This is a genomic window from Kitasatospora sp. NPDC088346 (assembly GCF_044740765.1).
Classification (GTDB): Bacteria; Actinomycetota; Actinomycetes; order Streptomycetales; family Streptomycetaceae; genus Kitasatospora.
In genome coordinates, this window is sequence record NZ_JBIURH010000023.1 from 38,316 (window position 1) to 63,791 (window position 25,476).

Below are 25,476 nucleotides of genomic sequence, written 5' to 3' on the forward strand. Positions count from 1 at the left end.
CGGCGGCGCGGCCCAGGAGACTCTCCTGGGCCGCGCCGCCGTCGTATGCGGCCTCAGGCTGGGGCCGATGATCCGATAGACAGGGTGGGCATGGCAGAGCAGCAGTCCTTCATCTTCTCGGACCAGACCTCGGAGCCTGCGGCTCCGGGTTCCGATCTCGACTGGACCGCCGGCGGGATCGCCAAGCTTCTGGAGAAGTTCTTTGACGACAAGCTCGCTCACATCGAGGTCACTAAGCTCACCTTCCTGGAGCACTTCACCTACCTCCTCTACCTCAAGCTGGACCACGAGCGTTCTCAACTGCCCGAGCGCTTTCGCGCGGCCAACCCACCGGTCGTGCCGCCCGCATACGGTTGGACCACCATCGCCGACCGCGCCGGCGACGACCTGCGGAAACAACTCGGCATTATCCTTCGCGAGCTGGCCAAGCAGGATGCAAAGCTCGACCAACCCGCGCACTCCACCACCCTGGCTATCTTCCGCAATGCCAAGATGTGGGACGAGCAGCACATCGGCGAGCTCACCAGCCTGATCCAAGACGTCATCAAGCCCTGGGAGTGGTCCCGCCACCTCCCCGCGCTGGGTGAGGCATACGAGAGGCTTCTTGAGTTCTGCGCCGACGACATCGACCAGAATCGCGACATGGGGCAGGTCATCACCCCTCGGCCATTGCTCTCCGCGATCGCACGCGTCCTCGACGTGCGGTCCACTGACGTCGTTCTCGACCCCGCCGCCGGGACAGGTGGCGCGCTGCTCGCTGCTTACCGGCAGGCTACCGCGGCTGATTTGGGGCGGCTGGGCCCCGACGCCATTGGCGGCGCCGACTGGGGGCCGCAAATGGTCCGCCTGGGCACAATGAACATCCTTCTCAACACGATCCGCCCCTTCAACGACAATGCCCCTATCCAGAAGGCTGACTCTCTGGCTGACGGTGGAGCGATCGTCAGCCGACCCACCGGCTCTCCCGAGCCCACCGTAGTCATCTGCAACCCGCCGTTCCGGAGCACCACCCCGCCCCCAATCCACCGCCTGGATCTCTTGCACTACAACCAACTGCTGCCGGGCTACTTCCTGCAGCACATTGCCTTCGGCATGCCGAGGAACGCCCGGGCTGCTGTCTTCATCCCCGAAGGCATGCTCCAGGGCAGTGGCGCTGGTGCGATTCTTCAAGAACTGGCAAATGTCTGCGACCTCCACACGCTGCTGCGTCTACCCGATCGGATCTTCCGCAATGGCAGCAAGCTCAGCTCGGTCAAGGCCAACGTTCTCTTCTTCAACAAGATCCATGCCGACCCTCGTGGTACGCCCTCCACGTCGGAGCTCTGGGTCTACGACCTCCGCCAGAGCACACGCGAGTCCATCGCTACCGACTTGGACGCCTTCGTTGCCGCTTACCGTCCAGGACAGCCAACCAACACCCGGACGTCCTCAAGCACCTTCAGCCGCTACGACTACGCCTCCCTCCGCAGTCAGAGGTTTCAGCTCCACGACCTCGAGGCCGGGCCCAAGCCCGGACTCGCGCCGATGCGCCCGGCTCGCGAGATCGCCGCCGACATCGCCAAAGATCTAGCGAAGGCCCAGCAGCTGTTCGCCGAACTCGCGCAGCAGCTCCCCTAATCCGACCTCTTCGTCCACTCAACGCCCAACTTCCCGGAGCTTTACGCCGTGCCGTCCCTTGGTTCTGTCACTCCCCAATTCCGCCAGCTCATCAGCAACCTCGAATACGCCGAGCGTATGGTCGCCGTCGGCGAGCACATGAAGGCGGAAGAGGATTTGTATCGCGCTGCGTGGGTCCAAGCGGTTGCCGCCCTCGACCACTGGGTCCATCAGGAGGTCTACGAGCGTGCCACTGCGATCGCGATGAACTCCACTGCGGGCCGCTCCAAGCGGTTCAACGCCTTCGAGATCCCCTGGGGTCGTGTGGAAGAGATCCACAACCAGGGGCGGCGTATGGAAGACGTCTTCCGTGAGGTCCTCGAGGAGCGACTCGGGCACGAGTCCTACCAGAGCACCCGCCGAATCGGAGAGGCATTCTCGCTCCTCCTCCATCACATCAGTGCCGCTACCATGTGGCAACGCGCGGCTAAGCATCTCGACGACGCCGGACATAGCCCTGGCCTCACCAAGGAACAGTTGGTCGCATACCACGACGGCATCATCGTCCGGCGCCGCAACCAAATCGCCCACGAGTCGGACATCAACCCAGCCACTGGCAAGCGTCGCCCCCTCACAAGGCAGGAGACGGCCGAGGCCGTGACATGGATCCGGCACCTAGCCGAGGCCCTCACCAGCACCATTCGGTGAGGAAGACTCAGCCGGGAGTCTTCGCGGCGGACTGTCAGCATCGCGGATGAACTGCAAGACGTGCACCACCATGCCTTCGAGGTGCTGCGCGACGGCTGGAAGCCCCGCTGCGATCACGCCGGCCCGCGCCCCTCCAGAGAGCGGTCACGGTCTACCAGTCGAGTCACGGATCGATCGTCCCACGCCGCAGGTTCAAACGCGGTCTCGACGGCGACTGTGCGGTATCGACTTCGGTCGGTGGCGGCCGCCTGCGCGGTGTCGTAAGCGCACTGGGGCTCCGTGCCGGGCCGCCGGCGGCGGCCCGGCACGCAGGTCAGTTGGCGGCGTTGAGCTGGCGGTGGGCCAGATCCGCGAGGTGGTCCGTGAGGGCCTTCGCGGCGCGAAGCTCGGAGGAGGAGTGGCCGGTCCCGGTGGCGCAGCTGTCGAGGAACTGCGTGGCGATGGTGGTCAGGCGCCACATCGCGAGGGTGTCGTAGGCGGGGATCGTGCGGGTCCAGCCGCCCTCGGGGCCGATGCGGTGGTTGATGCCGGCGCGGTAGGCGAGCAGCAGTCGGTCGTCCGCCTCGTCACCGGTGTAGTCGTCCGGGAGTTGTCCGCTACGGGTCAGCCACTCGCAGAAGGGGCCGGGCAGGACGAGGGTCCATCGGCGACTGGAGACGACGTGGTGGCGGGCCTGCTCGGCGTAGGCGGCGGCATAGCCCATGTGTCGGTGTACGGCCTCCGGGTCGGTGTCGATCGCCTGGAGCGCCCAGTCGTAGCCACAGGCAGCGTGTTCATGGTGGCGGCGGGCGGACGGGCCAAGGGTTTCGTCGGCGGCGCTGCGGCGGTGCTTGTCTCGGGCGGTCTGGAGGTCGCCGGGGGTGGCGGGTCCGGGAGCCGGTGTGGTTGGGGTGGACATGGCGGCCTTTTCTTCGGGGCCGGGCCGCTTGGGGCGGGCCGGCCGTGGGCTGGGGATCCGCCGGGTGGTGCCCGGCTAATCCCCAGCCTCCTCAACACGGTGCACCGCTGGGCACATCAACTAGCCTGCTGCACACGGACATTGAGAAGGCGAGGAGCTTGTCCTGTGTTGCCTCGCTTCAGTGAAGGGCGAGTTCGCTTACACGCTGGGCCAGTTCAGCGGCGCCCGGGATTCCTCGCGCGGTGTAGACGGCCATGGCTGAGCGCACCGTCTTCAGCTCCCTCCTGTTCCGGTCCGACGCCACGCCGTCCATGGTGTCGAGGCACTGATTCCAGAGGATCACGGCCTCCTCATGCCGGCGCTGGGACGCCACGGCCTTTGCCAAGTTCGCGATGGTCAAGCCGCGTACACGCTGGTACGTCTGCGGGACGCGGCCGACCATGGCTGTTCGGTAGTGGCGCTCTGCGGCTTGATGGTCTCCCATCGCAGTCAGGGTCCTGCCAGTATGTGATGCCACGGTCGAGGCGACGGGACCGGAGGCGGCGGCGTAGCCGGGGACGATGCCGTCTCCGGCGAGCAGGGCGTCCTCGGCCGCAAGGAGTGCCCGCGCGGCGTCTCTGCCCCGGTCGCTCGCTCCGTACGCACGGGCGGCCGTCACCAGCAGCAGAGCCTCAGTGCCGCGGTCCACGTTGCCGCGGGCCCGCGCGAGTGCGGCTTCGGCCAGCTCCACGGTGTGGAACGGCTGGTTCAGGTCGAGGGCCTGGTGGGTGAGGGCGCGCATCATCCAGGCGCTGTTGACTCAAGTCTATTTGGGGGCAGGGTTGTTGGGCACACCCCAGGCCGGACGAATCGGGGGCAGCTCGCGCGCGGGCGGGCCCGCGCCGGGCCGGGCAGGCACATGGGCGCCTGCCCGGCCTGGCTTATCGGCCGTCAGCTCCGGTCACGCAGCCGACGGGCCCTCTCCGAGCGCAGGTGCCGTCGCATCAGGCCGACCGTGCCGAGGTCAACACCAGCCCTCTGCCCCGTCATGTGAATTTCGAGGATCGCCACGAGTGCCTCCGCGCTGGGATGGTCCGGGCGCAGGGCAGCCGCGCGGGTGAGAGCGGCGGCACCCGCGTTGTCGCCGTCCAGCAGCAAAGCCAGCCCGAGCAGGGCATACGGGGCGCCGGCCAGAGTCTCGTGCCGCCCGACACACAGGCGGATCGCGCGATTCCACAGACCAGCCGCTCGGGCCGTCTCCGATGCCTCGCAGTACTCGGTCGCTGCATCGAAGACAGGCCCGTTCTGGACGGCGAGGAGCAGTCGGGCGACGTCCCGGTCCGCGACAGCGCCAGCGGCGTGATCGCTGGCCAAGGCGGAGTCGAGGAGGAGCAGCATGCGCCGCTTCATGGCTTCGTGGCCGGCGGCCAGTTCGTCGGCGAAGTCGTGGAAGACGTCGTGAACGAGGGCGCTGGCGCGTGCGCCATCGTCGGCAGGATGGGGGACGTTGGGGGTGTGGCTGGACATGACTTTCCTCGCTGCGGAGGGCCGCGCCGGTCGTCGGCGCGGCTGGGGTGACGTGAAGTGGGCGCCGTGGCGGCCGGGGGCACCGCCCCCGGCCGCCGGGACGATCAGGCCGCGAGCAGCATGGACTTGGCGAGGTCCTTGAGGTCGTTCTTCTGATCGGCCAGCAGGGTGGTCATCGCCAGGCTGTTGCGGTGCTCCTGCTCGCTCAGCGCCTCGGGCACCTTGACGTTGCGGAAGTAGTCGTCGAACTCGATGACGGCCTGCAGAGCGGCCCAGCGAGTGCCCCGGATGTTGTCCTGGGTGTCGGCCTCCCGGAACAGGTGGTGCAGGCGGTCGCGCCGCTCCTCATGTGCCGTGACCAGGTTCTTGCGGGCACCCTCAGCCGGGGGCGTCCACAGCTGGGCAATCAGCTTGTCGAACTCCTGGTTGGTCATCGCGGTCTGGAAGAGCTGGGTTGCCTCCGCCTCGAAGGCGGCCGCGTACCGCTCCGTGAAGCCGAGGGTCTTGCGAGCCTCCTCCAGATCGGTCAGCGCGTCCTTGGTGTGGCGGATCTTCCAGACGCGGTCCGCCTCCTCAACCGCGAGGTCGAGGGTGTTGGTGCAGACGGCCCGGACCGGGGTTTCGACGGCGACGGCAGCGGCGCGGCCGTCGTGACTGTTGGCGAACAGGGTGTAGAGGTCGATGCGGTCGGCCGCGCCCTCGGGGTCGAGGGTGATGCTCGGCGACTTGGTGGACATGAAGACGACTCGGCCGCCGTCGAGGGCCCCGGCAGTCTCATAGGTGACGTGGCCGCCGCCGACAAGCTCGTCCAGGAAGGCGAAGGCGTCGCGGTTCTGGATGGGGTTCCAGGTGTTGCCGACCAGGCCGCCGAGCCAGTCACCCGTGTCGTCGCGGAAGGTGCCGAAGCGGTTGGGGATCTTCTTGCCGAGCTTGCCCTTGTGCATGGAGAGCAGCGGGCGCTTCTCGACCAGCCAGTTCAGCTTGGCGAGGTGCAGGACCTCCTCGCTGGTCATGGCCTCCTCGGTGACGGTGCCGAGGCCGTGCCAGGCGGGCTGGCGGTGGGAGTAGAAGGCGGCCTCGCCGGTGGTGTTGTCGATGGCCCCGAGGTCGGCGCGGCCGGTGATGACGTCGCTCTGTCGCATGGGTGGGTCTCCTGTGTGGTGTGGTCCGGGTTCGCGGCCCGGACTGGCAACCTTTCGGACTTTCGTCCGCTTTCTTGACTCAAGTCTAAATGCTGGGGCGCGCCCTTGGGCACACCCAACTTCGGCTCGCAGCAGGCATGCTGGAGGCGGCGTGGTCGTACTCGAGGAAGAGAGGGCCGGGGGAACTGGAGAGTGACGGGCCTTGATCAGCTTGGCCTGACGGCTTGTCGACTGACACACTCGGCGGGGTCCTCGCGGAGCTCCGCCGGCGCGGTGCCCGGCCAGTGAGCCGGCACTCCGCGCGCTTCACGCTGGTGCGTTGCAGGAAGGGAGCCCGACTGGTGGATGACGAGCCACTGGAGTCGTGGATGGCCCGGCGGGAGGCGTCCCGCCGCCAGGTAGGTGCCTTGAAGGTGGTGCGGCTGGACGGCAGCGAGGGCGCCGCGCACGTCCGGCCGGAGGAACCGCGGCTGGTGTTGCGGTGGGACGGCGTGCAGTGGCTGCCGGAGTCGGTCGTTGGCGACTACGCGGCGGCGCAGCGCCTGCTGCACGGGATCGACGGGGACGGCACCGTCCGGCCGGTGCCGGCGCCGAACCTCGGGCGGGGCACCGGCCGCCACAGGAAGCCGCGGTGACGAGCGCTGGCCCGCCCCGGGGGCGGGTACTAGCCGCGCTTGCGGTTGCGCAGCTCCAGGCCGGCTTCCTTCGCGTAGCGGGTGATCAGGGCGGACTCCAGCCCCGACGCCTCGGACAGCTCATAGACGGTGCGGGTTCGGTCCGGGTAGGCGGCCACGACGGCCTCGCGGCGCAGCCTGCGCATCTCGGTCAGCGTCGAATCGACCTCGGCCAACGGCTCGCGCAGGGCCGCCATGATCTCGACATGGGTGAGGCCGGCCTCCTCGAGGGCCTTGACCGCCTCCTTTAGGGCCTTGGCGGCGCCGGCCAGCGCCGTGCCCGGCTTCCTGCCGCTCATGATGCTCCTCGCGTGATGGCCCGGCTGCCCGGACGGGGTACGACGTCATGTCTATCAGTCCGCCCGAGGGCAGTGCGAGCAACGCCCACACCGCCCTCCACGGGTTAGTCCGGCTCGCCCGCCGTGGGCACCGTGCGTCGGAGCGGCATCCCGTCGTGGAGCAGCGCCCCGATGTCGGTCACCTCGAGTTCCATGGACGAGTGGGGGGCGGAGCCGGCAGCGCGCCCGGAGCGCTGCTGCAGGGCACCGATCACGATCACTCGGTCGCCCGCGCGGAAGGTCTCGGCGATCAGCTGGGCCATGCCTCGCCAGGCGATGCACCGCAGGAGCAGCGGCCCGGCGGCCGCGCGTCGCTTGCCGCGCTCGGCGAGTGCGGGGCGCTGTTCGAGGGTGAACGTGACGTTCTGGACGGGGCTGCCGGGGATCCGGTGGAGCTCCGGGCCTTTGGTGATGCGGCCAATCAACGTCTGGGTGGTCACGGTCACCAGCCCCGTCCGGGCGCGTGGCCGGCCAGCTCGGCAGCGTCTGTGACGGCGGCCGCGTCCAAGCAGCGGGCGAGGATCAGCAGGTGCCGGGCGTCGTCCAGGGCGTGGTGCCGACGCGTCTGCTGGTCGGGCAGTTCGTCCGGATCCACGCCGAGGCGGTGCGCCTCCTGCCGTAGGTCGTTGGTCCAGTCCGGGACCGCGTCCGGCAGATCCAGTTCCGTGCCGTACAGCTGGCAGAGCAGGACATGGGCGTGGGCTCCGCGCCACGACCAGAGTTCGAGGTCGGGCACGGCCGCGAGGAAGTCGGTGACCTCTGCGGCGATGCGGCTGCGCACCTTGACGTCGGGGTGACTGCGGTCGAGGTGGCGGTCACCGCGTGTCGGCAGGTGGGGCCATGCGGCCGTGCGCAGCGACGGGTCCGCGAGGACATGGCTGGCGGACAGCCCCCGGTTGACCGCGTAGTAGGTCCCGCCGTCCTCGCGGACCAGGCCGATGCTGACCAGGGCGAGCCGGTCGCTGTAGTCGAGGTACTGAGCGCTGTAGAAGACCCGCACGGTCCCTCCAGGGATAGCAGTGTGGATATCGGTCGCGGTGGTCGGGCTGGCCAGGTGCGGTTCTCCACGTACTGGCCGTTGGCCGTACTGCTGCGGGCCGGGGCAGGGCGGTAGTGCGCCCTGCCCCGGCGCTACGTCAGGGCAGCAAGTCGGCGACCAAGGCGGTGGCGTTGTCCGCGTACGGCTGGCTCCCGGTCGCGGCGAGGGAGCGTTGGACGGCAGTGGCGGTCAGGACGCGGGCAACCTGGCCGGGGGCGCCGACGAGGTGGTCGGCCAGGAGCTGCCCGGCGTCCTCGTGCGGCTCATACGCCCCATCGGAGGTCAGGAGCAGGCGGCACGGCTCCATGCCGCGGGTGATCGACTCGATCGCCGGGTGCCCGTACCGCTCCTTGACCTCGTCATCGCCGAGCGATGAGCCGAGGCAGGAGGTGATGACGTTGCGGCTGCCGCCGAACACACGGCGCACGTTGTGGTCGTTGGTCAGGCACTCGACGGTCCCGCGCGGAGTCAGGACGTAGGCGCGTGAATCCCCGCACCAGGCCACGGTCAGCGGCTTGCCTGGGGCGGTGACGGCCACGACTGCGGCGGCCTTCGGCGGGCGCGCGTAGGGACTGCCGTCGGCGCGCTCGGTGGCGTAGGCGGTGTAGACGGCGCGCAGGCCCGCTTCCGCGTCGCCTCGGCGTGCGGCGGCGCGGGCGAGACGGCGGGCGGCGTCACGCACCCAGCTTCGGACGGCCTCGCTCTCGCCGATGCCGTCCAGCAGGACGTAGGCCCGCACGCCGGCGGGGGTGGTGGAGACCGCGGTGGCGTCGCACTGGTTGGCGCGCAGGCCGACGTCCTGGGCCGTGGCGTAGTTGCGGATGGGCATGGGGCCCCCTCTCGTGGGCGGGGGCTTCGCATTCCCCGGCTGGCAGGACCAGCCTCGCAGCGCAATTGACTTAGGTCAACTATTTGGACGCTGGTCAATTATCTAGCGGGCTGACTGTCGGCTCGCCGCCTTGCAGGTACGGCCCGAGGGCCGCCTCGATCAGTCCGCGAGCCGTCCGCAGTGCCTCGTTCCAGCCTTCCGACCACCGGTCCTCACCCCGCTGTTCACCGAGGGAGGCGACCGACGACAGGGCCGCGAGCATCGCCGGGACCGGCAGGATGACAACGCGCGTCGCCCCGCCGTGCCCGTGGATTGCCTCGATGTCCTGCCCGCGGTCCCAGGCGACGGTAGAGCCCCGCTCGCCTCGCCATCGGGTGACCGCGCCGGAGCCGGCAGCCATCGAGAAGTAGCAGCCCTCAGCTACCGTCCCGGTACCAGAAACCCCGGACACGTCAATGTCGCGGCGCAGCACGTAGGGCGTGGGCGGAGCGGGATGGAACTGCTGGACGAGGGCGGACAGGCGGTCCGCGAGGTTTCGGCTCATGCCGCGTCCCGGGCCGACGCCAGCGCTCCGGCGTGGGTGCCCTTCGGGTCCTTGCGGATGGAGCTGCCGGCCATCGGGAGCGCGCGGCGGCTGTCCGCGAGGTCCTTGAAGCGCTCGTGCGGGCGGAAGCGGGGTACCCGGCGCGCCGGGACCTTCACCTTCTCACCGGTCTGGGGATTGCGGGCGAGGCGGCTGGCGTGCTCGACCGGCTCGAAGGCACCGAAGCCGGTGACAGAGACTGTGTCACCGGCGACGACGGCGCGAACGATGGTGTCCAGCACTGCCTCAACGGCGGCGGTGGCGGCGCGCCGGCCTCCGAGCTGGGGAGCGAGGCGCTCGATGAGGGTGTTCTTGTTGACCTTCATTTGCGTTCCTGTCCTGGGTTGGGCGGGTGTGGTGTGGTGCCGGGCCGGGCGCCGGTTCAGTCGTCACGGCGCCCGGCCCGGGGCGTGGGGCGGTCCCTACACGGCCAGGTGCGGCACGGGTGCCGGGGCCGGGCTGGGAGCGGGAAGAGGTGGGGTGACGACCGGCTTGGCCGGGCCGGGCGGCGTGGCGCAGCCGGGCTGGGATGCCGGGATGCCGGGATGGCGGGCGGCTGGTGGGGTGCGTCGGCGGTGCGCGCCACGGCGGCGCCGCTGATGGTGCCGAGCACCAGTCCGGCGAGGAGAGAGCCGACGAACAGAGCGGGGCTGCGCATGGCGGGTTCCTTCCTGAGGTGGGGCCTGACCGGCCCCGCCCGGGGGCGAGGCCGGTCAGGTTCCGGTCAGTGGCTGGGGGTCGGGCGGCCAGGCACCAGGGGCGGCAGGCTGGTCGGGGCGGGCGAGGGGCTGGAGCTTGCCGACGGGCTCAGCACGGGGGCCGGGCTCGCGGTCGCGGTGGGCGACGGGGCGGGCGCGCAGATCGTGGGCGCGCCGGTCGGGGCGGGCGCCACCGGGGAGGGGGCGGTCTGCACGTGGGTGACGGTCACGGTGACGGTCGGGACGGGGGCGGGCTGCTCGGCCGTCTGGGTGACGACGGCCGGGGCGGGGGTGAGGCCCGGGGCCGGGACGGCGGGCGCCACCGGCAGGGCCGGGGCGGCCGGAACCAGGCCGGGGGCGGCCGGGGCCTGTGTCGGCAGGGCCGGGAGGGTTGGAGCCTCGATGTTGAGCTGGGCCGGGGCCGCCGTCAGGGTCGGCACGAGGTTGGTCGGGACGGGCTGGGCGCTCGGGGCCGGGGCGGCGGCCGGGCGGCCCATCACGACGGAACCGGCGACGAACCCGGCGGCGGCGAGGCCGAGGGCGACCACAGTCCGCTTGTCGAGGCGCTTGGCGGCCGGGCGGGTGCCGGTCTCGCTCTGGGTGTTGGCCTCGGTGGCGGGGGTGTCGGTCATGGGGCTGTACTCCCTGGGTGTTTGGCCGGGGCTTCGCGTTCCCCGGCTGGCAGTACCAGCCTCGCACAGAATTGACCTGAGTCAAATAACTAGACCTAGGTAACTTTGGGTTCGGGGTGGGCACTCAAAGCGCCCACCCCAAAGCCGAGTTGACCACGACCTACCGGCTGCGCAGGCCGTGAGCGGTCTGGTAGGCGTACAGCCAGGTCACCGGCCCCGTCAGCCCGTCCGCCGGCCCCAGGTCGCCGACGTAGTACTCATGGAGGGCCTGGACCTTCTGGAGGTCCAGGCCCTCCATGTCCTCACTCGGCCCGACCCGGTACGGGGACCCCAGCCGGCGGCCTGAAGCCAGGCCTGCAGCTGCTTGGCGTACGGGCTGTGCGCGCCGAGGACGAAGTGCTCGCGGCCCGGGAACGGCGGGGCCGGAATCTGGAGCTGCTGGCCGACCTGGATCAGGTCGGGGTCGGAGATGCCATTGAGGGTGACGAGCTGCGTCACGCTCGTCTCGAACCGCCCGGCGAGCGCGCTGAGCGTGTCACCCGGCTGCACCGTGTAGATGCCGGCGCCGTCGCCCGAGGGCTGCGGCGCTGCCCCGCCGCCTCCGCCATCAGCGGGCCTGGGTGCGCCGCGCTGGATCCAGCCGTACAGGTCGTCGCCGGGGCAGTCCGTGGCGTACCCGTCACGGTGGCCTCGCACCTCGCTGCCGGCACCGCCGGACGCCTGGCAGTACTCGATGGCGTCGACCAGGCCGTCAAGCATCGCGTCCGTGGGGGAGGTGATGCCGGAGGTGCCGACCATCGCGCAGACCGCGTAGTGGCCGGCGTTCAGCGCCGAGTTGCCGTTGGCGCCGTTCTTCCGACCCAGGCCCCGCCCTTCGAACACGGACCCGTGCGGGCACACGACGAACGAGTACGCGATGTCGATCCAGCCCTCGGACGCGTTCGCCATGTGCGAGGCCTGGATCGCGCGGACGTGGCCGGCGCAGCGGCCGTGGTCACCCAGCAGGGTGTCGGGCACCGGGGAGCCCTCGTAGTGGATCTTCACGCCCCGGGTGGAGCTGATCCCGGCGTAGGAGCCGGTGGGCGCCGCTGCGCCCCATTCGGCACGGGAGACGAGCTTCATCGGCCCGCCTCCCGCCCGCAGGCGGCCCGGCGGTTGCTCTTCTGGTGGGTCGGCACGATGTCCTCCCGTGTGGGGTGGTTGGTGTGCCGGGAAGCTATGCCGGGCCCGGGGTTAAGGTCGCGCCGTCAGCTGTCGGTCTTCTCGATCAACACGCCGTCCTCGTAGACGAATCGGCGCACTCCCTCATAGCTGCCGGGTAGGAAGATCGGCACCGTGCCGCCGCCCTCGGCCGGCATCAGTCCAGTGCCGTAGCCGGCGGCCAGCACCATCACCCATTCCTCGGGCTTGGCCTCCGAGAAGCCTTCCGGCACAGCGGAGCCCTCGGGGACGCGCGAGCCGGTGGCGCGGCGGGCGTGTTGGCGGGCCATGTGCGGGCACAGCTTCAGTGCGGCCTCCGCGCAGCCCTCGTGCATCGGCGGGTCGCTGTAGGCGCCGGCCTCCGCTGCGCCGGGGCCGCCGAGGAATGCGGCGACGTCGACTATCGGTTCGGCGCACAGCCCGCACCGCCCCTTTATGGCCAGGAACAGTGCGGTCGGGCCATCGATGGACACGTAGTCGGCAGTGCCGTCCGGCCGCTCGTTCACTGCGGGGATCGGCAGTCCGCGCCGGGGGTCAACCGGCCGGGCGGCCAGGGCTGGCGGCAGCTCGTACAGGGTGGTCTTCGACCTGTCTCCTCCAAGCGCCCCCGTCGCAAAGGGGGCTGGCAACCACGGGATGACCGCGCCCGTGCCGGCTTCTGCTCCGGTACCGGGCCTGACGGCATCAGCAGCGCGCGCCCGGACCGGTCGCTGGTGAGTCCGGGAGAGCGCGCAGTGGGGCCCGCACGGACGGGCCCCACTACAGTCCCCACCGCTGCCGGGGCGGACAACAGGGCTCAGCGCAGGGAGCGGACCACACCTTCCGGGGCCATCCCCTCAGCGTCGAGCAGGTCTTCCGACACCCAGTAGGGCTCGACCAGCGCGGAGTCCGCGACGGTACGGCCCGGGCCGCACCATACGGTCTTCAGGTGCCCGCTGCGCTGATGAGGGGGCAGTCGCCAGCCGCCCCGCCCGCTGCTCCCTGTAGGCGCTGGCCTGGGGCCCTTTCGGTCCTGCTGGGCCCGGACACGGGCCGCCTTGAGGGCAGGGCCCAACCGCCACCCCAATCGCAGGAACCGGTCGGGCTTCTTCCAGGAGCGCTGCTGGTCACGTTTGGCGCTCTTGCCCTTGCCCGCGCCCTTCGACGTGGCCGGGGAGGCCTCCTGAATGTCCGCCTTGGACGAGCACAGGTACATGGCGAGCCGCAGAACGTGCCCGATGAAGCTCACCTCACACTCCGTCGGCTCCTCGCGGCCCGCCCTGCGCGCGTTGCGCAGCGCCAGGTCTCGCACGGTGAATCGCGCCTCGGAGTCTGTCGGGATGGAGCAGTACAGGTAGTCCAGCCCGACCGTGCGCCGCTCCTCGCTCCGGTACTCGACCACCGCCACGGCAGTCAGCTCGCCCATGCGCGGGTCGGTGGTGTGGCACAGCAGGGTGCTGTCCTGCACCCGTCCGCACAGCATCACGGCCAACAGCAGGCCAGGCCCGCCGTCCAGCGCCACGCACGGCCATGGCTCGGCGAGGACGAGCATGGGGTTGTTCGGTCGCCGCAGCCGGCGGAACACACCTCCGGCCATCATGCCGACCGCGTAGCTCTGGAGTTCGGATCCCATGTCGGGGTGCACGGCATACACGCACTTCTCCCGGCCCCACAGCCTCCACATCGCCGACAGGGTCGTCATGTTCCTGATCTCGTGCACGCCCAAGTCACCAGGAGACCCAGCAGCGATCATGGCGCCGCCCTCGATCGCCTGCTGGGGCAGCAGCCCGAGTCCCATGCGGCGCAGGATGCGGTCTGCGGTCTGCATCTCCCACTCCACCCGCTCCGCCGCCTCGGCCACCATGCGGCCGACGATCACGTCCTTGCTGGCCATCTCGACCCCTCCACCCCCCGGGCCCGGCGGCCCGACGTCTCCCACACTCACCAACGGGGCCGAATCAGGACAACAGCCCTATATGGCAGGAGACTTGGCGATTCAGGACTCGGGGCCTTCAATGAGCTCGGCGTCGACGACCTGCGCGTCCTCCTCCAGCTCTGCGGCGAACTCCTCGCGGATCTGCGCGAGCCGGGCCGACAGGCGGTCGATGTCCTCGCCAGCCCCGCTCGCAACTGGCAGCTCGCCTCCGCCCGCCGGCGCCAGCTCGATGCGAGCCTGCGCCGCGCGGCCGAACGTCTCCGGCGCGAGGCAGGCGAGCAGGAACTGCGCCGCGCGCCAGTCCGGCTGCGCGAAGTCCCGCTCCGTCTGAACCACCTGCTGGCCGGACTCCGGGTCGCGCACCATCCGGGTCCGCTCCCGAAGCACGTGGCCGCCCTGCGCGGCCTTCCGCACCAGCAGCACCAGCTGCGCCTTGCCCTCGCTACGCGCGCGCATGAACCTGTCGCGAAACTCGCGAAACTGCCGCTCCCCCGCCCTCGCCCGCTGCCCGCCCTCGATACGCTGCTGCTCCTGCTCCCCCCGCTCCAGCCACCGGTACACGGTGCTGGCGTGCACGCCGGCCATCGGCGCCGCGTCACTCACCGGCACGCCGGCCCGGACGGCGTCGAGCAGCCTCTTCTCCACCTCCGGTTCGAGGGCTGGGCGGCGGCCGGGGCGGCCGGAGCGAGAGGTATCCACAGTGGGGGACCGTACGTCGAAGGGCCGGTCAAGGGCGCTCTGACGGCCGCGCCCAGCACGGGCCCCAGGAGAGCCGTCAGGATGGGCTCTCGGTGGTCAGCCCGTCCGGCCGAAGCGGCCAGCCCGACGCTGGCACAGACGGGCAGCGACCTGTTCCTGGCTTGGGTGGGTCCAGGCGTGCCAGCGGCCACGCTCCGTCCACTGGCGGGCATGCCCGCGCTCCGGGAGTCCGCAGTACGCGCAGCCGCCGGGCTCAACAGCATTAGCGGGAGAGAGTTCGTCGTTCACGAGTTCCTCGTCTGGTGTGGCTCGACAGTCCGGACACGGCTGCGCCCGGCACCACGTGGTGCCGGGCGCAGCTGCGGGGCTTCTACTCCCAGCCGAGGTTGTAGACGAGCTCGTCGTACGCGTAGCCAGTAGCGCCGCTGACGACCTGGGGCAGCGCCACCGCGCGCACGCTGACACCCGACACCTCGTCCACGTAGTCCGTCTCCACCGGCCAGCCGATGGTGGACTGCCGGGGCCCGTCAGCGGTCTCCCAGAGGACCACCAGCAGGGCATCGGCGGGCAGGTCCGCCAAGCGGCCGTGCAGGAACGAGACGCGCATCGCGGCGGTGTCTGAGGCGTGGAGCTGCGGAAGCGCGACAACGGGGACGCGTCGGCCGGACTCGTCGCGCACCGGGGCCTTCACCGGCCAGCCCAGGAGGGTGCGGCTCTCACCCTCGGGGTCGTGGTGGTCGGCGACGACAAGGTAGTCGCCCGGCATCTGCTCAAGCTGGGCGCGCAGATCGCCGACTCGGATGGCGGTCGCGGGGACCTCGAGGGGAACGGTCAGCAACATCATGGTGGTGGTCTCCTTGACCTGTAGGCGGCCGGGATTCGCGGTCCCGACCTGGCTCTGCCATCCTCCACTGCGGACACGGACCTTGGGCACAACTCCCCTACTGACTCAGGACGGTGAGGGCATCAGGGCGAGGACTTCGGCGCGACGGGCGGGCTCGGTGTCCATCACGCCGGACAGGTGCGTGGTGACCATCGCCGCGTCGTGTGCGCGGGCGCCTCGCAGCGTCATGCAGGCGTGCTGGGAGCGGATCAGGCACGCCGCGCCTTGGACATCCAGGCTGCCGACCAGGGCGTCGACCACCTGCCGGCCGAGCCGTTCCTGTACCTGCGGCCGCGCCGCGTACTCCTGGGCGAGACGGGCGAGCTTGGACAGACCCACGATGCGGGCCCCTGGCGCGGGCAGGTAGGCGACCGTGGCCCGGCCGGGGAACGGCAGGACGTGGTGTTCGCACAGCGCGACGAACGGCACGTCGACGGCGGCGATGATGCCCGGCCGTTCGTCCTCGGGCGGGAAGGTGACCTTCAGGTGACGAGCGGGATCGAGGTGGACGCCCGCGGTCAGCTCGGCGAGCGCCCGGGCCATCCGGCGAGGCGTGTCGGCCGTGGACTCGCTGTCGCACGGGATGCCGAGGGCTGCGAGCAGGCCGGCGGCGTGAGCAGTGGCGTCGGCCAGGTCCACGCCTTCGGGAACAGGGGTAGTGGTGGTCATCGGTTGCGCTCTCCAGGCCACAGCAGCACGTGCTGCCGCATCGACAGGTTCCAGTTGCGGCCGATCACGTGCTCGGCCAGGGAGCGCGCCACGTCGATGGTGCGCTTGGCGGTCGTTCCTTCGGGCATCACCCACACGGCGTGCGGGGGGATGCGGAAGCGGTCGACCAGAGCGACGACCTCCTCGAGGTCGTCCGGGCCGGTGGCCACGAACTTGAAGCGGGCCCGGTCCCGGTGGCTGAGGTCCGCGAACGCCTCCAGAGCGTCGGGGACGATCCGCCGGTCCTCCGCGACGCCGGAGTTCGCGAGCTTGGGGCTCACGTTGAACGTCATCCGCGGTACGCCGAGGCTGACGGGCTTCGGCGCGATCGTGCCGTTGGTCTCGATCTCGACGCGGCGGGTGGTGTGGCGCAGCACGGCCATCCAGGAGCGCCAGGCGTCGGTGCCCTGGTGCAGCAGGGTCTCGCCGCCGGTCATCACGATGATGGCGTGCGGGTGCTCAGCGGCCCACTCCGCAAGGTCGATCACCGGCACGCGGGCAATCTCCTTGCGCAGGTCGAACCGCTTGCCGTCCCAGGAGTACGGGGTGTCGCACCAGCTGCAGGTCAGGTTGCAGCCCCCGAGGCGCAGGAAGAGGGCCAGCCTGCCTGCGGAGGGTCCCTCTCCTTGCACGGTGGGGCCGAACTTCTCCACCACGGGCAGGCTGGCCGGCAGGACGAGTGCGCTCACTGCTGCGCCGCCGTCCACGAGGCGGCGTTGACCGCGGTCTCGGACACGCGTACGTGGGAGACGACGGCGCCGGCGGCCCTGGGCAGGGTGTGCAGGGCGTCGGTGGCGACCCGGCTCAGGAGCTCGGCGACGGCTTCGACGCTCGGCCAGCCGAGGTCGGTGGCGTGCTGCTCTTGCTCGGTCGGGTCGTCGGCGCCGAAGCGGAACAGCTTGCTGCCGTGTCCGGCGAGGATGGGCGCGAGCGGGTCGGTGTGGCCGAGCATGGTGCCGTGGTCGAGGAACGTGTCGATCCACTCGCGCAGGGCTCGCTTGAACCCTCCGAACTCCACGACGGTGCCGGCCGCAAGGTTGGGCGAGGTGACGGTGATCTCGGCCCACCAGCTGTGGCCGTGCAGGTTCTCGCACTTCCCGGCGAGGTGCGGGAGCCGGTGGGCGGTCTCGAAGTTGTGCCGGACGGTGACGGCGTGCCGCACGGTGAGGGCGCTGTTGTCGCTCACGCCGTGTCCTCCTTCGGCAGGCGGATGACGGCGCCGGCCTCTCCGTCCTCGGAGACGGCCACCTCGTCCAGGCGCAGGCCCATCGCGGTCAGGCGCTCGGCAAGGGTGCGGGCCAGCGCCTCGCAGGAGGCGGGGCCGCACTCGCGGTCGCCGGGGCCCCACCAGGCGCGGATGTGGTCGGCGAGGTCGTGGAACTCGGTGTCGCGGTCGTCGTGGCCGACGTGGACGGCGGCGCGGATGTGGAACAGGTGGCGGTGCCGGGCGCGCAGGTAGGCGCGGTGCTCGGGAGCGGCCGGCCAGTGGTGGAAGCCCGGCAGCCGGACCTCCGCCCACACGGTCGCGGCCGCCGCGCCGGGGGGCGTGATCATGATGTCTCCTTCTCGGTGATGGGCGGGTAGGGCTGCTGGCCGAGCAGCTGCTCCCTGGTGGTCCGCGCGAGGCTCCACACGGTGGTGGTGGCCTCGACGGTCTGCGCGCACATGAGGCAGCAGGCCGTGCGGCCTCGTGTCGGGTGTGCCGGCTGGTCGAGGTCGTAGCTGAACCCGCGGTCGATGACTCCGACCTTGCGCAGCAGCGCGGAGTCGACGCGGACGTCGGGCCAACGCAGAGGGCCGAGCCAGGTGGAGGAGTCGCAGGAGTCCGGCGGCACGGCCAGGCACCACTCGTTCACAGTCAGGCCGAGGACGTGCACCCACAGGTCGGGGTACCGGCGGTGCCGCTCCCACAGGGTGTGCAACAGGCGCAGCCTGACCGGCGCCGGGGCCTGCACGACGTTCCCGAAGCAGATCCGGTCGTACTGCGAGGCCAGCTCGTCGAAGTAGTCCCAGCCGTCCACCAACGGGTGATAGACCGGGATCGGCGCGAGCCCTTCGGATTCCAGTCGGCCCCGGGTGCGGATCTTGTTGTCGCGGCCGCCCTGGTCCAGCTCGATGTAGCCCCACAGGCGGTCGCCGTGCCGTTGTACGAGCTCGACGTACCGGGTGTACAGGTTCTCGAAGCCGTCGATCTGCTCGGGTGCCAGGCGCAGCGCCTCGTCCATGGAGACGCCCGGGTTCGCTCGCTTGTACTGGTTGGTCAGCCAGAAGATCCCCGAGTCGAGGAGCACCTTGTGGCCGGCATCCAGCAGCTCGACCAGTCGGCGTTCGTGGCCGGCGGTCAGGAGGTCGTTGGTGGCGAGCAGCACGTACGACGGGTAGTGCTCGGAGTCGCCCGCGGCGAAGTAGATGTGCCGGTTGGCCGGGTCGAAGGCGCCACCGCCGGTCTTCCTCACCGCAGTCTTCTTGGCGCGGGCGGTCATCGCAGCGCCCCTTCCTGGTCAGTGCGCGCGGGCGTCGGACCGGTCAGGTCCTCCATGCGGTGCGCGGCGTGGTGCCAGCTGCGCCCGAGGGCGGCGGCGGCATCCGCGCAGATACGGGCGGCGGCCTCGTAGGAGGTGGTGTCGCCGGGGGCGTAGCGGAAGCCGGCGGGCAGGTTGCCGACCCGGCGCAGCATGGCGGTCTCGATGCGCTGGTGGTTCCAGCGCAGCGGCGCCAGCCAGGACGAGGAGTCGCAGGAGTCCGGCGCGAGGGGTAGGCACCATTCGTTGGCGGTCAGGCCGAGCGCGTGCATCCACAGGTGTGGATAAGCGCGGCGGCGCTCCCAGAGCGTGTGCAGGATCCGCAGCCTGACCGGCGCCGACGCCTGGACAATGTTGCCGACGCAGATCCGGTCGTACTGCGAGGCCAGCTCATCGAAGTAGTCCCAGCCGTCCACCAGCGGGTGGTAGACCGGGATCGGCGACAGGCCAAGCTCCTGGAGGCTGGCACGCTGCGCACGCTTGTGGACCAGGCCGCCCTGGTCCAGCTCGATGTACCCCCACAGCCGGTCCTCGTATGTCCGAGCAAGGTAGACGTACCGCTCTCGCAGCTCCTCGAACCCGTCGATGTTCTCGGGCGGCAGCGCCAGGACCTCGTCCATCGACACCCCGTGGGCGCGCCGGTGCCGGTTGGTCAGCCAGAAGATCCCCGAGTCCAGGAGCACTCGGTTCCCGGCATCCAGGAGGCCGCGCAACCGCCGCTCCTCGGCATCGCCCATCAGCTCGTTGACCGCGGTCAGCACGTACGGGCCGGCGTTGTACTCCCCTCCGCCAGCCGTGAAGTAGATCGGCCGCTCGGCCGGGTCGAAGGTGCCCCCCGCGGTCGGCAGGACCGCCGTCACGACTCGTCGTCCACGAGAACGGGCTCCTGCCCGCTGATCCGCGCCCACTTGTCGAGGAGGTGACCGGCCAGGTACCGCTCGGGCTGCACCATCACCAGCCGCCGCCCCGCCGCACGGTCGGCGAACGGCGCCAGCGGGGTCGGGTAGGGCAGGAAGAGGCTGTCCTCGATGAGCAGGGGCGACCAGGCCGGCCAACCGTCGAAGACCTCGGCGACCACGAGGCGGTGTTCGCCCAGCTCCCACACCTGACCCTTCTCGACCTGGTGCTCGGGTTCGCCGACCGTCACGCCGGCCAGGGCGAGCAGGTCACCACGGGCGGGCTCTTCCGGCGACTCGTCCGGGCTCTCCTGAACGCCGGTCTCGTCCTCCGCCCCATCGGTTTCCAGATCCGCGAGAAGAGCGTCGAGCTGCCCGCGGTCGAAGCCGGTGGCGGCGAACAGGTCAGCGTCGAGATCCTCCAGGCCGCTCAGCATGTCCGCCAGGTCCGCGTCGTCCCAGCCGCCCTTGGTGGTCAGGTGGTTGGAGGCGATCAGGTACGCCTCGGCGTGTGCGTCGTCCCGGGATGCCCAGCCGCGCACCACCGGGACGGTCCACGTCCCGTCACCGCTGACCACGACGCCGTCCGGCGCGGGCTTGTCCGCGTTTCGGCGGCGGGCGAGAGCGTCGTACCGGCCATGGCCAGCAACGAGGCGGCCGGTGCGCTCGTCGAGAAGGCCCGGCTCGGTGAAGTCGAACTGATCTACGGACGCATCCAGCCCGCCGTTGTCGTGCCCCTTGGGGTTGCGTTCGGCGGGCCGGATGTCGTCCAGCGGCATGTAGTCGATGTAGCGAGGGGCAGCCATGAGCGGGGAACCTAGGCGGCCTCCACCTGTTAGGTCGCGTCGAGCGAAGTATCTGACTGCCTGTGAGGGTTCACCGCTCCGTGGTGCCCGCTGCGGGGCGGGCCAGGCCCGCCCGGGTGGGACCCAGGCGACTGAACGGGTCTCCGAAAGCCGCCACGAGTCCGTCGTAGATCGGCGTGCCGGCGTCGCGCGCGCTGTTGGCCGTCGCGGTGGGCGCGCGCACGGGGACAACGACCGCAGCGCCGGGCGGTACGGGTGACAGGGCGGGCTGGGACGCGAACCATGGGGAGGACTGCGCATCACCCACAGGCTCGGGGCTGGTCATGAGGACAACGTTCCTTTCAACTCAACTGTTGGTTACGGACGTTAGGAATGGCGATGGGCTTGGTCGCGGCGGGCCGGGGCGGCAGGTGCCGGCAGGGGGTGTACGGGCCAGGCCGCAGAGGCCCGACCGCGCGCGCCGCGTTTGGCGTTCTTACGTGCCCTTGCTGCCGCGCTTCGCCGCCCGGACACGCCGGACCTCATCGCGGCCGCCGGTCCGGCCCTGCTTCGTCGGGTAGTCCAGCTCTGCGAGCAACGGACGCTCACCCGGCGGGTTGTCCCAGAACGCCTCCAGCTGCCGCACCCGGGCCGTCAGGTCCGGCTCCGGGTCCTTGAGACGCCCGCCCGTCCGGACGTACTCGTACTCGCCGTAGGTGCCGTAGGGCACGCCCTCCAGCAGGGTCTTGGCGATGGACTGCTGCTTGTCAGCGTCGGACTTCGCGGCCCGGTGCCGGTCGTAATCCGCCAACGCCCACTCGATGTCGGCTTTGTCGGCGATGAGCGTGTAGGACTCCGGGGACCGGCCTGCCTTCTCCGCGCCGGCCATGTTCCAGCAGTGGATGCGGGCTGGGCAGTACCGCCGGCAGATCGGGTCGTTGCTCGGGCCGGATCGGTCGCGGGGCAGCTCGGTGCCGAGGTCGAGGGCCGTGGCGATGGCGGTCAGCCTGGCCAGCGCGCGCCTGGCCGCGCTCTCGTCGTAGGGCCTCGCGAACTCCTCGTCCGCACCGCTCTTGCGCTCGAAGTAGATGATCCGCACCTCCCGGACCAACTCGCCTGCCAAGACCAGGGCGAGGGCGTACAGCTGCGCCTGGTCCCAGACCTCCTCGGCCGGGCCGTTCTCGCCGACCTGGGACCACTGCCAGTCCCCGGCGGTCTTGAAGTCGTACAGGATGCCGGTGATCGGGTCGTACTCGTCGTAGCGGCTCGGCCGGTCGAGTCCCGGCAGGGTGACGCGCTGCTCGTACAGCCGCCACGGATAGAGCGCGCGGCGCCGTGCGGCAACCGAGTCGTGGATGAGGATCCCGGCGGTCGCCGCGCGCCGGTCGGTTGGCGCCGGGGTGTAGCCGGGGGGCGGGTTCTCCCGGTACCAGACAGCCCTGCGGCAGGACGTGGTGTCGGAGGCCCCGATCGACCAGTGCCCTTTCCGCCGGGGAGCGCGGCGGCTACGCCGGCGCGTGCGGTCGTACTCGGCGAGGTCCTGTCCGAGGCTGCGCCCGGGTCCGGCCTGGGCACGCTCCCGCAGGACGTCCGCCGGGTCGCGGCGGTACCTTCCGCATCCTGTAGGGGCGTGGCCGCCGGAGCGCTTCCTGCCCCGGTGGACGTGGCGGGGGGCGCCGCAGCGGCAGGGCAGCGTGCGGGGGCCAATGGCGGTGGCAGCGGCTGCGAGTTCGCGGGCACGCTGGATGAGCAAGGGGTCCAAGGTGATTCCCGAAGGTGGGCAGGCCGGCCAGCCGCGCGAGGGCGACTGGTCGGCCTGCGGGTAGGTGGTGGCGCTCAGTCCTGATCGGCGGCGCGGCGACCCCATGCGCGGTGGTCGGGGTTCTGGCGAACGAGCATGCCGCCGTCGGCGAGGTACTGCGCGGCGTCCTCGTTGTGTTCGCGAAGCGCGGCGACGGCGTGGTCTCGAAGCCCGTCGAGGAGCTGGCTCAGTTCTTCGGGTGTGGCTTCGGTGGTGTTCTTCCCGTTGGATTCGCGCCAGCGCCGGGTGACCTGGGTGACGTTCCTGCCGAGGACGGCCGCGTAGGCACGCACCTCCGCGCGAAGCTCATCAAGCGTCGGCGACCCGGCCGTGTCGTCTTGCGACTGACTCGGCTGATCGCTGTCCGGGCCGGCTTCGGGGTCGCTGTCCGCTGTTGCGCTCTCCACGACGGTGCCTCGGATGACCACCGGGCCTGGCTGGGACACCTCCGCGCGGGCAGCGCGTCGGCGCGCTGCGCCTTCTTCGCGGGCAAGCTCTCGCTGCTCGGCGTCGGCTCGGCCCATCTCGTCGTGTTCGTAGATGCCGGTCAGCTCGCGGGGGAACGCGACCCGCCACGCCTGGGCCTCGGCCACCTTGCCGATCATATGGGTGCCCATCCCCGGCCAGAGCCCGGAGAGGATCTTGTTACCGGTTCTCCGCCCCTCGCCGAACGCGTCATTGGTCCACTCGTCCTTGGTGACGGCGAACTCCTTGAACAGGGCAACAGCCTGAGAGACCGTCCGGTCGCCCGCGATGCTGTAGTGCTCGATGCGACACATGGCGGCGGCCGGGTGCTCTTCACCGAGCCAGACGTCGACCCACCGGCGGCGGTTGATGCCGTCCTCGCCCTCAACCCACCACTTCGGGTCGTCCTCGGGGCCGGTCCAGAACGGACCCTGGCGGCGGATGAAGCGCTTGGTGCGCTGGCCGATGTGCCGGAACCCGTCGATGCCGGTCTGGGCGGTGTAGATCAGCTCGTCGGGCTTGTTGTACACCTTGCGCGTGCGCCCGATGTAGTAGATCTCGCGGCGGAACGGGTCCAGGCCCGTGCTCTTGCAGATATGGAAGAACGCGACCTGCTCGTGGGTAGGTGCGTTCGCGAGTCCGATCGAGGCGAGGGCCGATCGCTGCGCCTTGGTCCAGAACCGCTGGTCGGAAGTGATCTCCAGGACCTGGTCGGCGGTCTGGATCGCCATCTCGGCGCGGTTGTCGGTCAGCGGCGTGATCGGCTCGGGCGCGGCCGGCGCATCTTGCCGGGCGGCAGCAGGCTTGTCCTGCTTGGTAGTTGTCACCGTGAGGTGCCTTCCTTATCTCCGTGGCGGCACCGGGGTTCGCAGGCCCCGGTGTGGCTGCCTGCGTCTACCCTCCCGCTCCGGGGACGCCCGTGGGAACACCCACCACGTGGCCAAATCAGCTGCAGAGACTGGAGATTAGGAAGAGTGGCCGCCGAGCCTGCGGGGTGCGAATCCCGCCCGGTTCCTCGCGCTCCCCTTGATAGGAGACAGCCCCGAAGGGTTGGTTGCCAGAGCACGAGGTCGGTTGGCTCGGCGGCCACATCTTCACTCTAGGGTACGGCCGGCGCCAGCCGAAGGCTGATCACCAACCGGAGCGGCGATCCGGGGCGGTCGCCCGCTCCAGCGCACCGGCGCCGGCGTGCTGCCACAGGCCGTCGTAGAACGTCTTGGACGCCACGATGGCCAGGGCCACGGTGGTCAGGGCGGTCTGGGCGTGCGCGATGTCACCGCGGGCCAGGACGGTGATGATTCCGACGATGCCGGAGGTTGCGGCGCCGACGACGGCGCGCACCGGCTTGGTCCAGTGCGGCTGCTGGATGAGGGCGGTGGCCCACGGCGTCGTGGCGCCGAGCAGCAGGCCCCACGCTTCGGTGTCGTTGATCAGGTTCACGGTCATCTCTCTCCCGGGTGCTGGTGGTGTGCGGGTCGGGTTTGGCGCTCATAGCGGCCAGCTGGCGATCAGGGTGGCGACGGCGCCGGCCAGGTAGCGGCTGGTGAACCGGTAGCGGGCGAGGATGCTGGCCGGTGTGACTACTCGCGGGGTGGCCGTTCGTCTCTTGACAGCGCGGCCGGCAGGCCGGCCAGGGTCAGGCCGGTGACGATCACGCTCGGGTCCGCTGGAGGGGTCCACACCTCCCGGACGATCACTGCCATGCCGAGCAGAAACAGCACCGCGTCCCGCAGTGTCGTCAGCCCGGTGATCTGGCGCCATCTGGTCCTCCGTCGGGGTCGTCGGCCAGCTGGGGGCTGCTGGTCGTCCGGGGGCTGTTCCACAGCGGGGGACGGTAGGACGGGGAGGCCGTTAGGGTCGCGTCGAGGCGGCCTGAAGCTCGGCGATGGTGGCCTCGAGTTCGGCGATTCGCTGCGCCTGCTCGCTCTCGCGGAGGGCCCGCGCGGCGTTCTCCTCCCGGGCGAGGGCAAGTTCCGCCTGCGTCTGGCCCCAGGCCTCGGCCATCTGAGCGCCAAGGCGGGAGATGTACTTGTCCGCTTCGACAGCGACGGGCGGGGTGGCGGGCTGCTGCATGGTGTCTCCGATCATTGGGCGTGGCGGGGTGGGTCGGTGGGTTGGGGCTCGTGGGCGCGGCGGGCGCCCTGCTCCCGCAGGTGCCGGATACCGGCGCGTAGCAGGGCGGCCTCGGCCCGGGGTGAGCCGGCGGCGGTCTGCTGTTCCGAGCAGGTGGTCGAGTTGGTCTGGGGTGGGCCGCTCGTTCATGCCGTGTCGTCTCCGCTGTCGCACCGGTGGGCGTCATCGCGCTGGGGCACGGCAGAGTCCCACATCGGGGTGGTGAAGGTCGCAGGGAAGGTCGGAGGCGTGGAGGCCTCGGCCGGAACAGGGCCCTCGGCGGCGCCGAGTTGCTGGCGTGCCTGCTCGACGAGGGCGGTCTTGGCGGCGACGCCCGCGGTGGTGATGCCGTGGTTGGCTCGGATCAGGTCCAGCGGGTCCGGGGCCAGCGCGGCCGCGGTGCGCTTGGTCGCAGTCGGGGTGGACGGGACAACGTGGATGCGGGTCCGCTTGGTGTGGGCGATGCGCTCGAGGTGAGCGGCGCGGGCGGTTGCCCGGTCGGGGGCGTTGTGCAGGGTGATCGGTGCTTCCTCACCGACCTGCAGGCCGTGCAGGGCCTGGGTGGAGGGGGCGGTGAAGCCCTTGGCGGCGGCCGGATCACGCTCGCGGTGCTCGATGGGGTCCGGGACGAATGGCTCGTGCAGAAGGATGTCGAGGATCTGGTTGATGCCGGCGGCGGTGGTGTGGTCGATGTCGTACTCGGCGGCCCGCCACTCCAGCGAGGAGGTCGGGAAGACGGTGACGTGGTGTCCGCCGTCGGGCCGCTGCTGGCGCACCTGCCAGCACTCGGTGGGGCCGACCCGGACGACGCTCGCGTCTACGACTCGGTACTGCTCGGGCATGTGGG

General features: G+C 70.7%; 32 protein-coding genes. 3 read left to right on the forward strand and 29 right to left on the reverse strand.

Annotation, left to right across the window (positions count from 1 at the left end; all coding sequences use genetic code 11):
* Positions 1-90: 90 nt before the first annotated feature.
* Both ACIOFR_RS25690 and ACIOFR_RS25695 read left to right on the forward strand, forming a co-directional pair.
* Positions 91-1,617 carry a class I SAM-dependent DNA methyltransferase gene (locus ACIOFR_RS25690; protein ID WP_401001245.1) on the forward strand — a complete coding sequence of 509 codons (1,527 nt, stop codon included), beginning with the start codon at positions 91-93 and terminating at the stop codon, positions 1,615-1,617.
* A 48-nt stretch (positions 1,618-1,665) separates the two neighbouring features.
* Positions 1,666-2,304: a hypothetical protein gene (locus tag ACIOFR_RS25695; RefSeq protein WP_401001246.1), complete on the forward strand. Its 639-nt coding sequence runs from the start codon at positions 1,666-1,668 to the stop codon at positions 2,302-2,304.
* 313 nt (positions 2,305-2,617) lie between these two features.
* Here ACIOFR_RS25695 and ACIOFR_RS25700 read toward each other — a convergent pair whose 3' ends face one another.
* The 4 genes from ACIOFR_RS25700 to ACIOFR_RS25715 all read right to left on the reverse strand — a co-directional run bounded on the left by ACIOFR_RS25700 (position 2,618) and on the right by ACIOFR_RS25715 (position 5,850).
* Positions 2,618-3,202 carry a hypothetical protein gene (locus ACIOFR_RS25700; RefSeq protein WP_401001248.1) on the reverse strand — a complete coding sequence of 195 codons (585 nt, stop codon included), beginning with the start codon at positions 3,200-3,202 and terminating at the stop codon, positions 2,618-2,620.
* Between the two features lie 178 nt (positions 3,203-3,380).
* Positions 3,381-3,983, reverse strand: a complete 603-nt coding sequence (locus ACIOFR_RS25705; RefSeq protein WP_401001249.1) for a hypothetical protein — start codon at positions 3,981-3,983, stop codon at positions 3,381-3,383.
* A gap of 149 nt (positions 3,984-4,132) precedes the next feature.
* Positions 4,133-4,708: a DUF4192 family protein gene (locus tag ACIOFR_RS25710; protein WP_401001251.1), complete on the reverse strand. Its 576-nt coding sequence runs from the start codon at positions 4,706-4,708 to the stop codon at positions 4,133-4,135.
* Between the two features lie 104 nt (positions 4,709-4,812).
* Entirely contained in the window at positions 4,813-5,850 is a 1,038-nt protein-coding gene (locus tag ACIOFR_RS25715) for a DUF932 domain-containing protein (protein ID WP_401001253.1), read from the reverse strand.
* 341 nt (positions 5,851-6,191) lie between these two features.
* On the opposite strand from ACIOFR_RS25715, the gene ACIOFR_RS25720 reads away from it, so the two are divergent.
* Positions 6,192-6,485: a DUF6087 family protein gene (locus ACIOFR_RS25720; RefSeq protein ID WP_401001254.1), complete on the forward strand. Its 294-nt coding sequence runs from the start codon at positions 6,192-6,194 to the stop codon at positions 6,483-6,485.
* A gap of 29 nt (positions 6,486-6,514) precedes the next feature.
* On the opposite strand, the gene ACIOFR_RS25725 is transcribed toward ACIOFR_RS25720, so the two are convergent.
* The 25 genes from ACIOFR_RS25725 to ACIOFR_RS25845 form a co-directional block, all read right to left on the reverse strand.
* The gene (locus ACIOFR_RS25725) at positions 6,515-6,823 is read right to left on the reverse strand and encodes a hypothetical protein (protein WP_401001255.1); all 309 of its coding nucleotides are present in this window, start codon (positions 6,821-6,823) and stop codon (positions 6,515-6,517) included.
* 104 nt (positions 6,824-6,927) lie between these two features.
* Positions 6,928-7,308 carry a single-stranded DNA-binding protein gene (locus ACIOFR_RS25730; RefSeq protein WP_401001257.1) on the reverse strand — a complete coding sequence of 127 codons (381 nt, stop codon included), beginning with the start codon at positions 7,306-7,308 and terminating at the stop codon, positions 6,928-6,930.
* Positions 7,305-7,862, reverse strand: a complete 558-nt coding sequence (locus tag ACIOFR_RS25735) for a 3'-5' exoribonuclease domain-containing protein (protein ID WP_401001259.1) — start codon at positions 7,860-7,862, stop codon at positions 7,305-7,307. Before ACIOFR_RS25735 ends, ACIOFR_RS25730 begins: the two co-directional genes overlap by 4 nt.
* A gap of 136 nt (positions 7,863-7,998) precedes the next feature.
* A complete protein-coding gene (locus tag ACIOFR_RS25740; RefSeq protein WP_401001261.1) occupies positions 7,999-8,730 on the reverse strand; it encodes a PP2C family protein-serine/threonine phosphatase in 732 nt (243 codons plus the stop codon).
* A 94-nt stretch (positions 8,731-8,824) separates the two neighbouring features.
* The gene (locus ACIOFR_RS25745) at positions 8,825-9,274 is read right to left on the reverse strand and encodes a hypothetical protein (RefSeq protein ID WP_401001263.1); all 450 of its coding nucleotides are present in this window, start codon (positions 9,272-9,274) and stop codon (positions 8,825-8,827) included.
* Positions 9,271-9,639 (reverse strand): HU family DNA-binding protein, encoded by a 369-nt coding sequence (locus tag ACIOFR_RS25750; RefSeq protein WP_401001265.1) that lies wholly within the window; start codon positions 9,637-9,639, stop codon positions 9,271-9,273. Before ACIOFR_RS25750 ends, ACIOFR_RS25745 begins: the two co-directional genes overlap by 4 nt.
* 398 nt (positions 9,640-10,037) lie before the next feature.
* Positions 10,038-10,643 (reverse strand): hypothetical protein, encoded by a 606-nt coding sequence (locus ACIOFR_RS25755; RefSeq protein ID WP_401001266.1) that lies wholly within the window; start codon positions 10,641-10,643, stop codon positions 10,038-10,040.
* A gap of 219 nt (positions 10,644-10,862) precedes the next feature.
* On the reverse strand, positions 10,863-11,765 hold the full coding sequence (locus ACIOFR_RS25760) for a LysM peptidoglycan-binding domain-containing protein (RefSeq protein WP_401001268.1): 903 nt from the start codon (positions 11,763-11,765) through the stop codon (positions 10,863-10,865).
* Between the two features lie 125 nt (positions 11,766-11,890).
* Positions 11,891-12,349 (reverse strand): hypothetical protein, encoded by a 459-nt coding sequence (locus ACIOFR_RS25765; protein ID WP_401001270.1) that lies wholly within the window; start codon positions 12,347-12,349, stop codon positions 11,891-11,893.
* A gap of 290 nt (positions 12,350-12,639) precedes the next feature.
* Positions 12,640-13,716 (reverse strand): hypothetical protein, encoded by a 1,077-nt coding sequence (locus ACIOFR_RS25770; RefSeq protein ID WP_401001272.1) that lies wholly within the window; start codon positions 13,714-13,716, stop codon positions 12,640-12,642.
* Between the two features lie 102 nt (positions 13,717-13,818).
* Positions 13,819-14,403 carry a hypothetical protein gene (locus ACIOFR_RS25775; protein ID WP_401001273.1) on the reverse strand — a complete coding sequence of 195 codons (585 nt, stop codon included), beginning with the start codon at positions 14,401-14,403 and terminating at the stop codon, positions 13,819-13,821.
* A 424-nt stretch (positions 14,404-14,827) separates the two neighbouring features.
* Positions 14,828-15,301 carry a hypothetical protein gene (locus ACIOFR_RS25780; RefSeq protein WP_401001274.1) on the reverse strand — a complete coding sequence of 158 codons (474 nt, stop codon included), beginning with the start codon at positions 15,299-15,301 and terminating at the stop codon, positions 14,828-14,830.
* 105 nt (positions 15,302-15,406) lie between these two features.
* The gene (gene folE / locus ACIOFR_RS25785) at positions 15,407-16,009 is read right to left on the reverse strand and encodes a GTP cyclohydrolase I (protein WP_401001275.1); all 603 of its coding nucleotides are present in this window, start codon (positions 16,007-16,009) and stop codon (positions 15,407-15,409) included.
* Positions 16,006-16,737, reverse strand: a complete 732-nt coding sequence (locus ACIOFR_RS25790) for a 7-carboxy-7-deazaguanine synthase QueE (RefSeq protein WP_401001276.1) — start codon at positions 16,735-16,737, stop codon at positions 16,006-16,008. The genes folE and ACIOFR_RS25790 overlap by 4 nt, the downstream gene beginning before the upstream one ends.
* Positions 16,734-17,234 (reverse strand): 6-pyruvoyl trahydropterin synthase family protein, encoded by a 501-nt coding sequence (locus ACIOFR_RS25795; RefSeq protein WP_401001277.1) that lies wholly within the window; start codon positions 17,232-17,234, stop codon positions 16,734-16,736. Before ACIOFR_RS25795 ends, ACIOFR_RS25790 begins: the two co-directional genes overlap by 4 nt.
* The gene (locus tag ACIOFR_RS25800) at positions 17,231-17,602 is read right to left on the reverse strand and encodes a hypothetical protein (protein WP_401001278.1); all 372 of its coding nucleotides are present in this window, start codon (positions 17,600-17,602) and stop codon (positions 17,231-17,233) included. Before ACIOFR_RS25800 ends, ACIOFR_RS25795 begins: the two co-directional genes overlap by 4 nt.
* Positions 17,599-18,531, reverse strand: a complete 933-nt coding sequence (locus ACIOFR_RS25805; RefSeq protein WP_401001280.1) for a hypothetical protein — start codon at positions 18,529-18,531, stop codon at positions 17,599-17,601. Before ACIOFR_RS25805 ends, ACIOFR_RS25800 begins: the two co-directional genes overlap by 4 nt.
* A complete protein-coding gene (locus ACIOFR_RS25810) occupies positions 18,528-19,430 on the reverse strand; it encodes a hypothetical protein (protein WP_401001282.1) in 903 nt (300 codons plus the stop codon). The genes ACIOFR_RS25805 and ACIOFR_RS25810 overlap by 4 nt, the downstream gene beginning before the upstream one ends.
* On the reverse strand, positions 19,427-20,272 hold the full coding sequence (locus ACIOFR_RS25815; protein ID WP_401001284.1) for a hypothetical protein: 846 nt from the start codon (positions 20,270-20,272) through the stop codon (positions 19,427-19,429). The genes ACIOFR_RS25810 and ACIOFR_RS25815 overlap by 4 nt, the downstream gene beginning before the upstream one ends.
* A gap of 475 nt (positions 20,273-20,747) precedes the next feature.
* Complete coding sequence (locus ACIOFR_RS25820) at positions 20,748-22,004, reverse strand: hypothetical protein (protein WP_401001286.1); 1,257 nt, start codon at positions 22,002-22,004, stop codon at positions 20,748-20,750.
* Positions 22,005-22,087: 83 nt separating this feature from the next.
* Positions 22,088-23,344: a recombinase RecT gene (locus ACIOFR_RS25825; RefSeq protein WP_401001287.1), complete on the reverse strand. Its 1,257-nt coding sequence runs from the start codon at positions 23,342-23,344 to the stop codon at positions 22,088-22,090.
* Positions 23,345-23,648: 304 nt separating this feature from the next.
* Positions 23,649-23,963 (reverse strand): hypothetical protein, encoded by a 315-nt coding sequence (locus tag ACIOFR_RS25830; RefSeq protein WP_401001288.1) that lies wholly within the window; start codon positions 23,961-23,963, stop codon positions 23,649-23,651.
* A gap of 134 nt (positions 23,964-24,097) precedes the next feature.
* Positions 24,098-24,238: a hypothetical protein gene (locus ACIOFR_RS25835; RefSeq protein WP_401001290.1), complete on the reverse strand. Its 141-nt coding sequence runs from the start codon at positions 24,236-24,238 to the stop codon at positions 24,098-24,100.
* 130 nt (positions 24,239-24,368) lie between these two features.
* The gene (locus ACIOFR_RS25840; protein ID WP_401001291.1) at positions 24,369-24,590 is read right to left on the reverse strand and encodes a hypothetical protein; all 222 of its coding nucleotides are present in this window, start codon (positions 24,588-24,590) and stop codon (positions 24,369-24,371) included.
* Between the two features lie 185 nt (positions 24,591-24,775).
* A complete protein-coding gene (locus tag ACIOFR_RS25845) occupies positions 24,776-25,471 on the reverse strand; it encodes a hypothetical protein (RefSeq protein WP_401001292.1) in 696 nt (231 codons plus the stop codon).
* Positions 25,472-25,476: the final 5 nt, after the last annotated feature.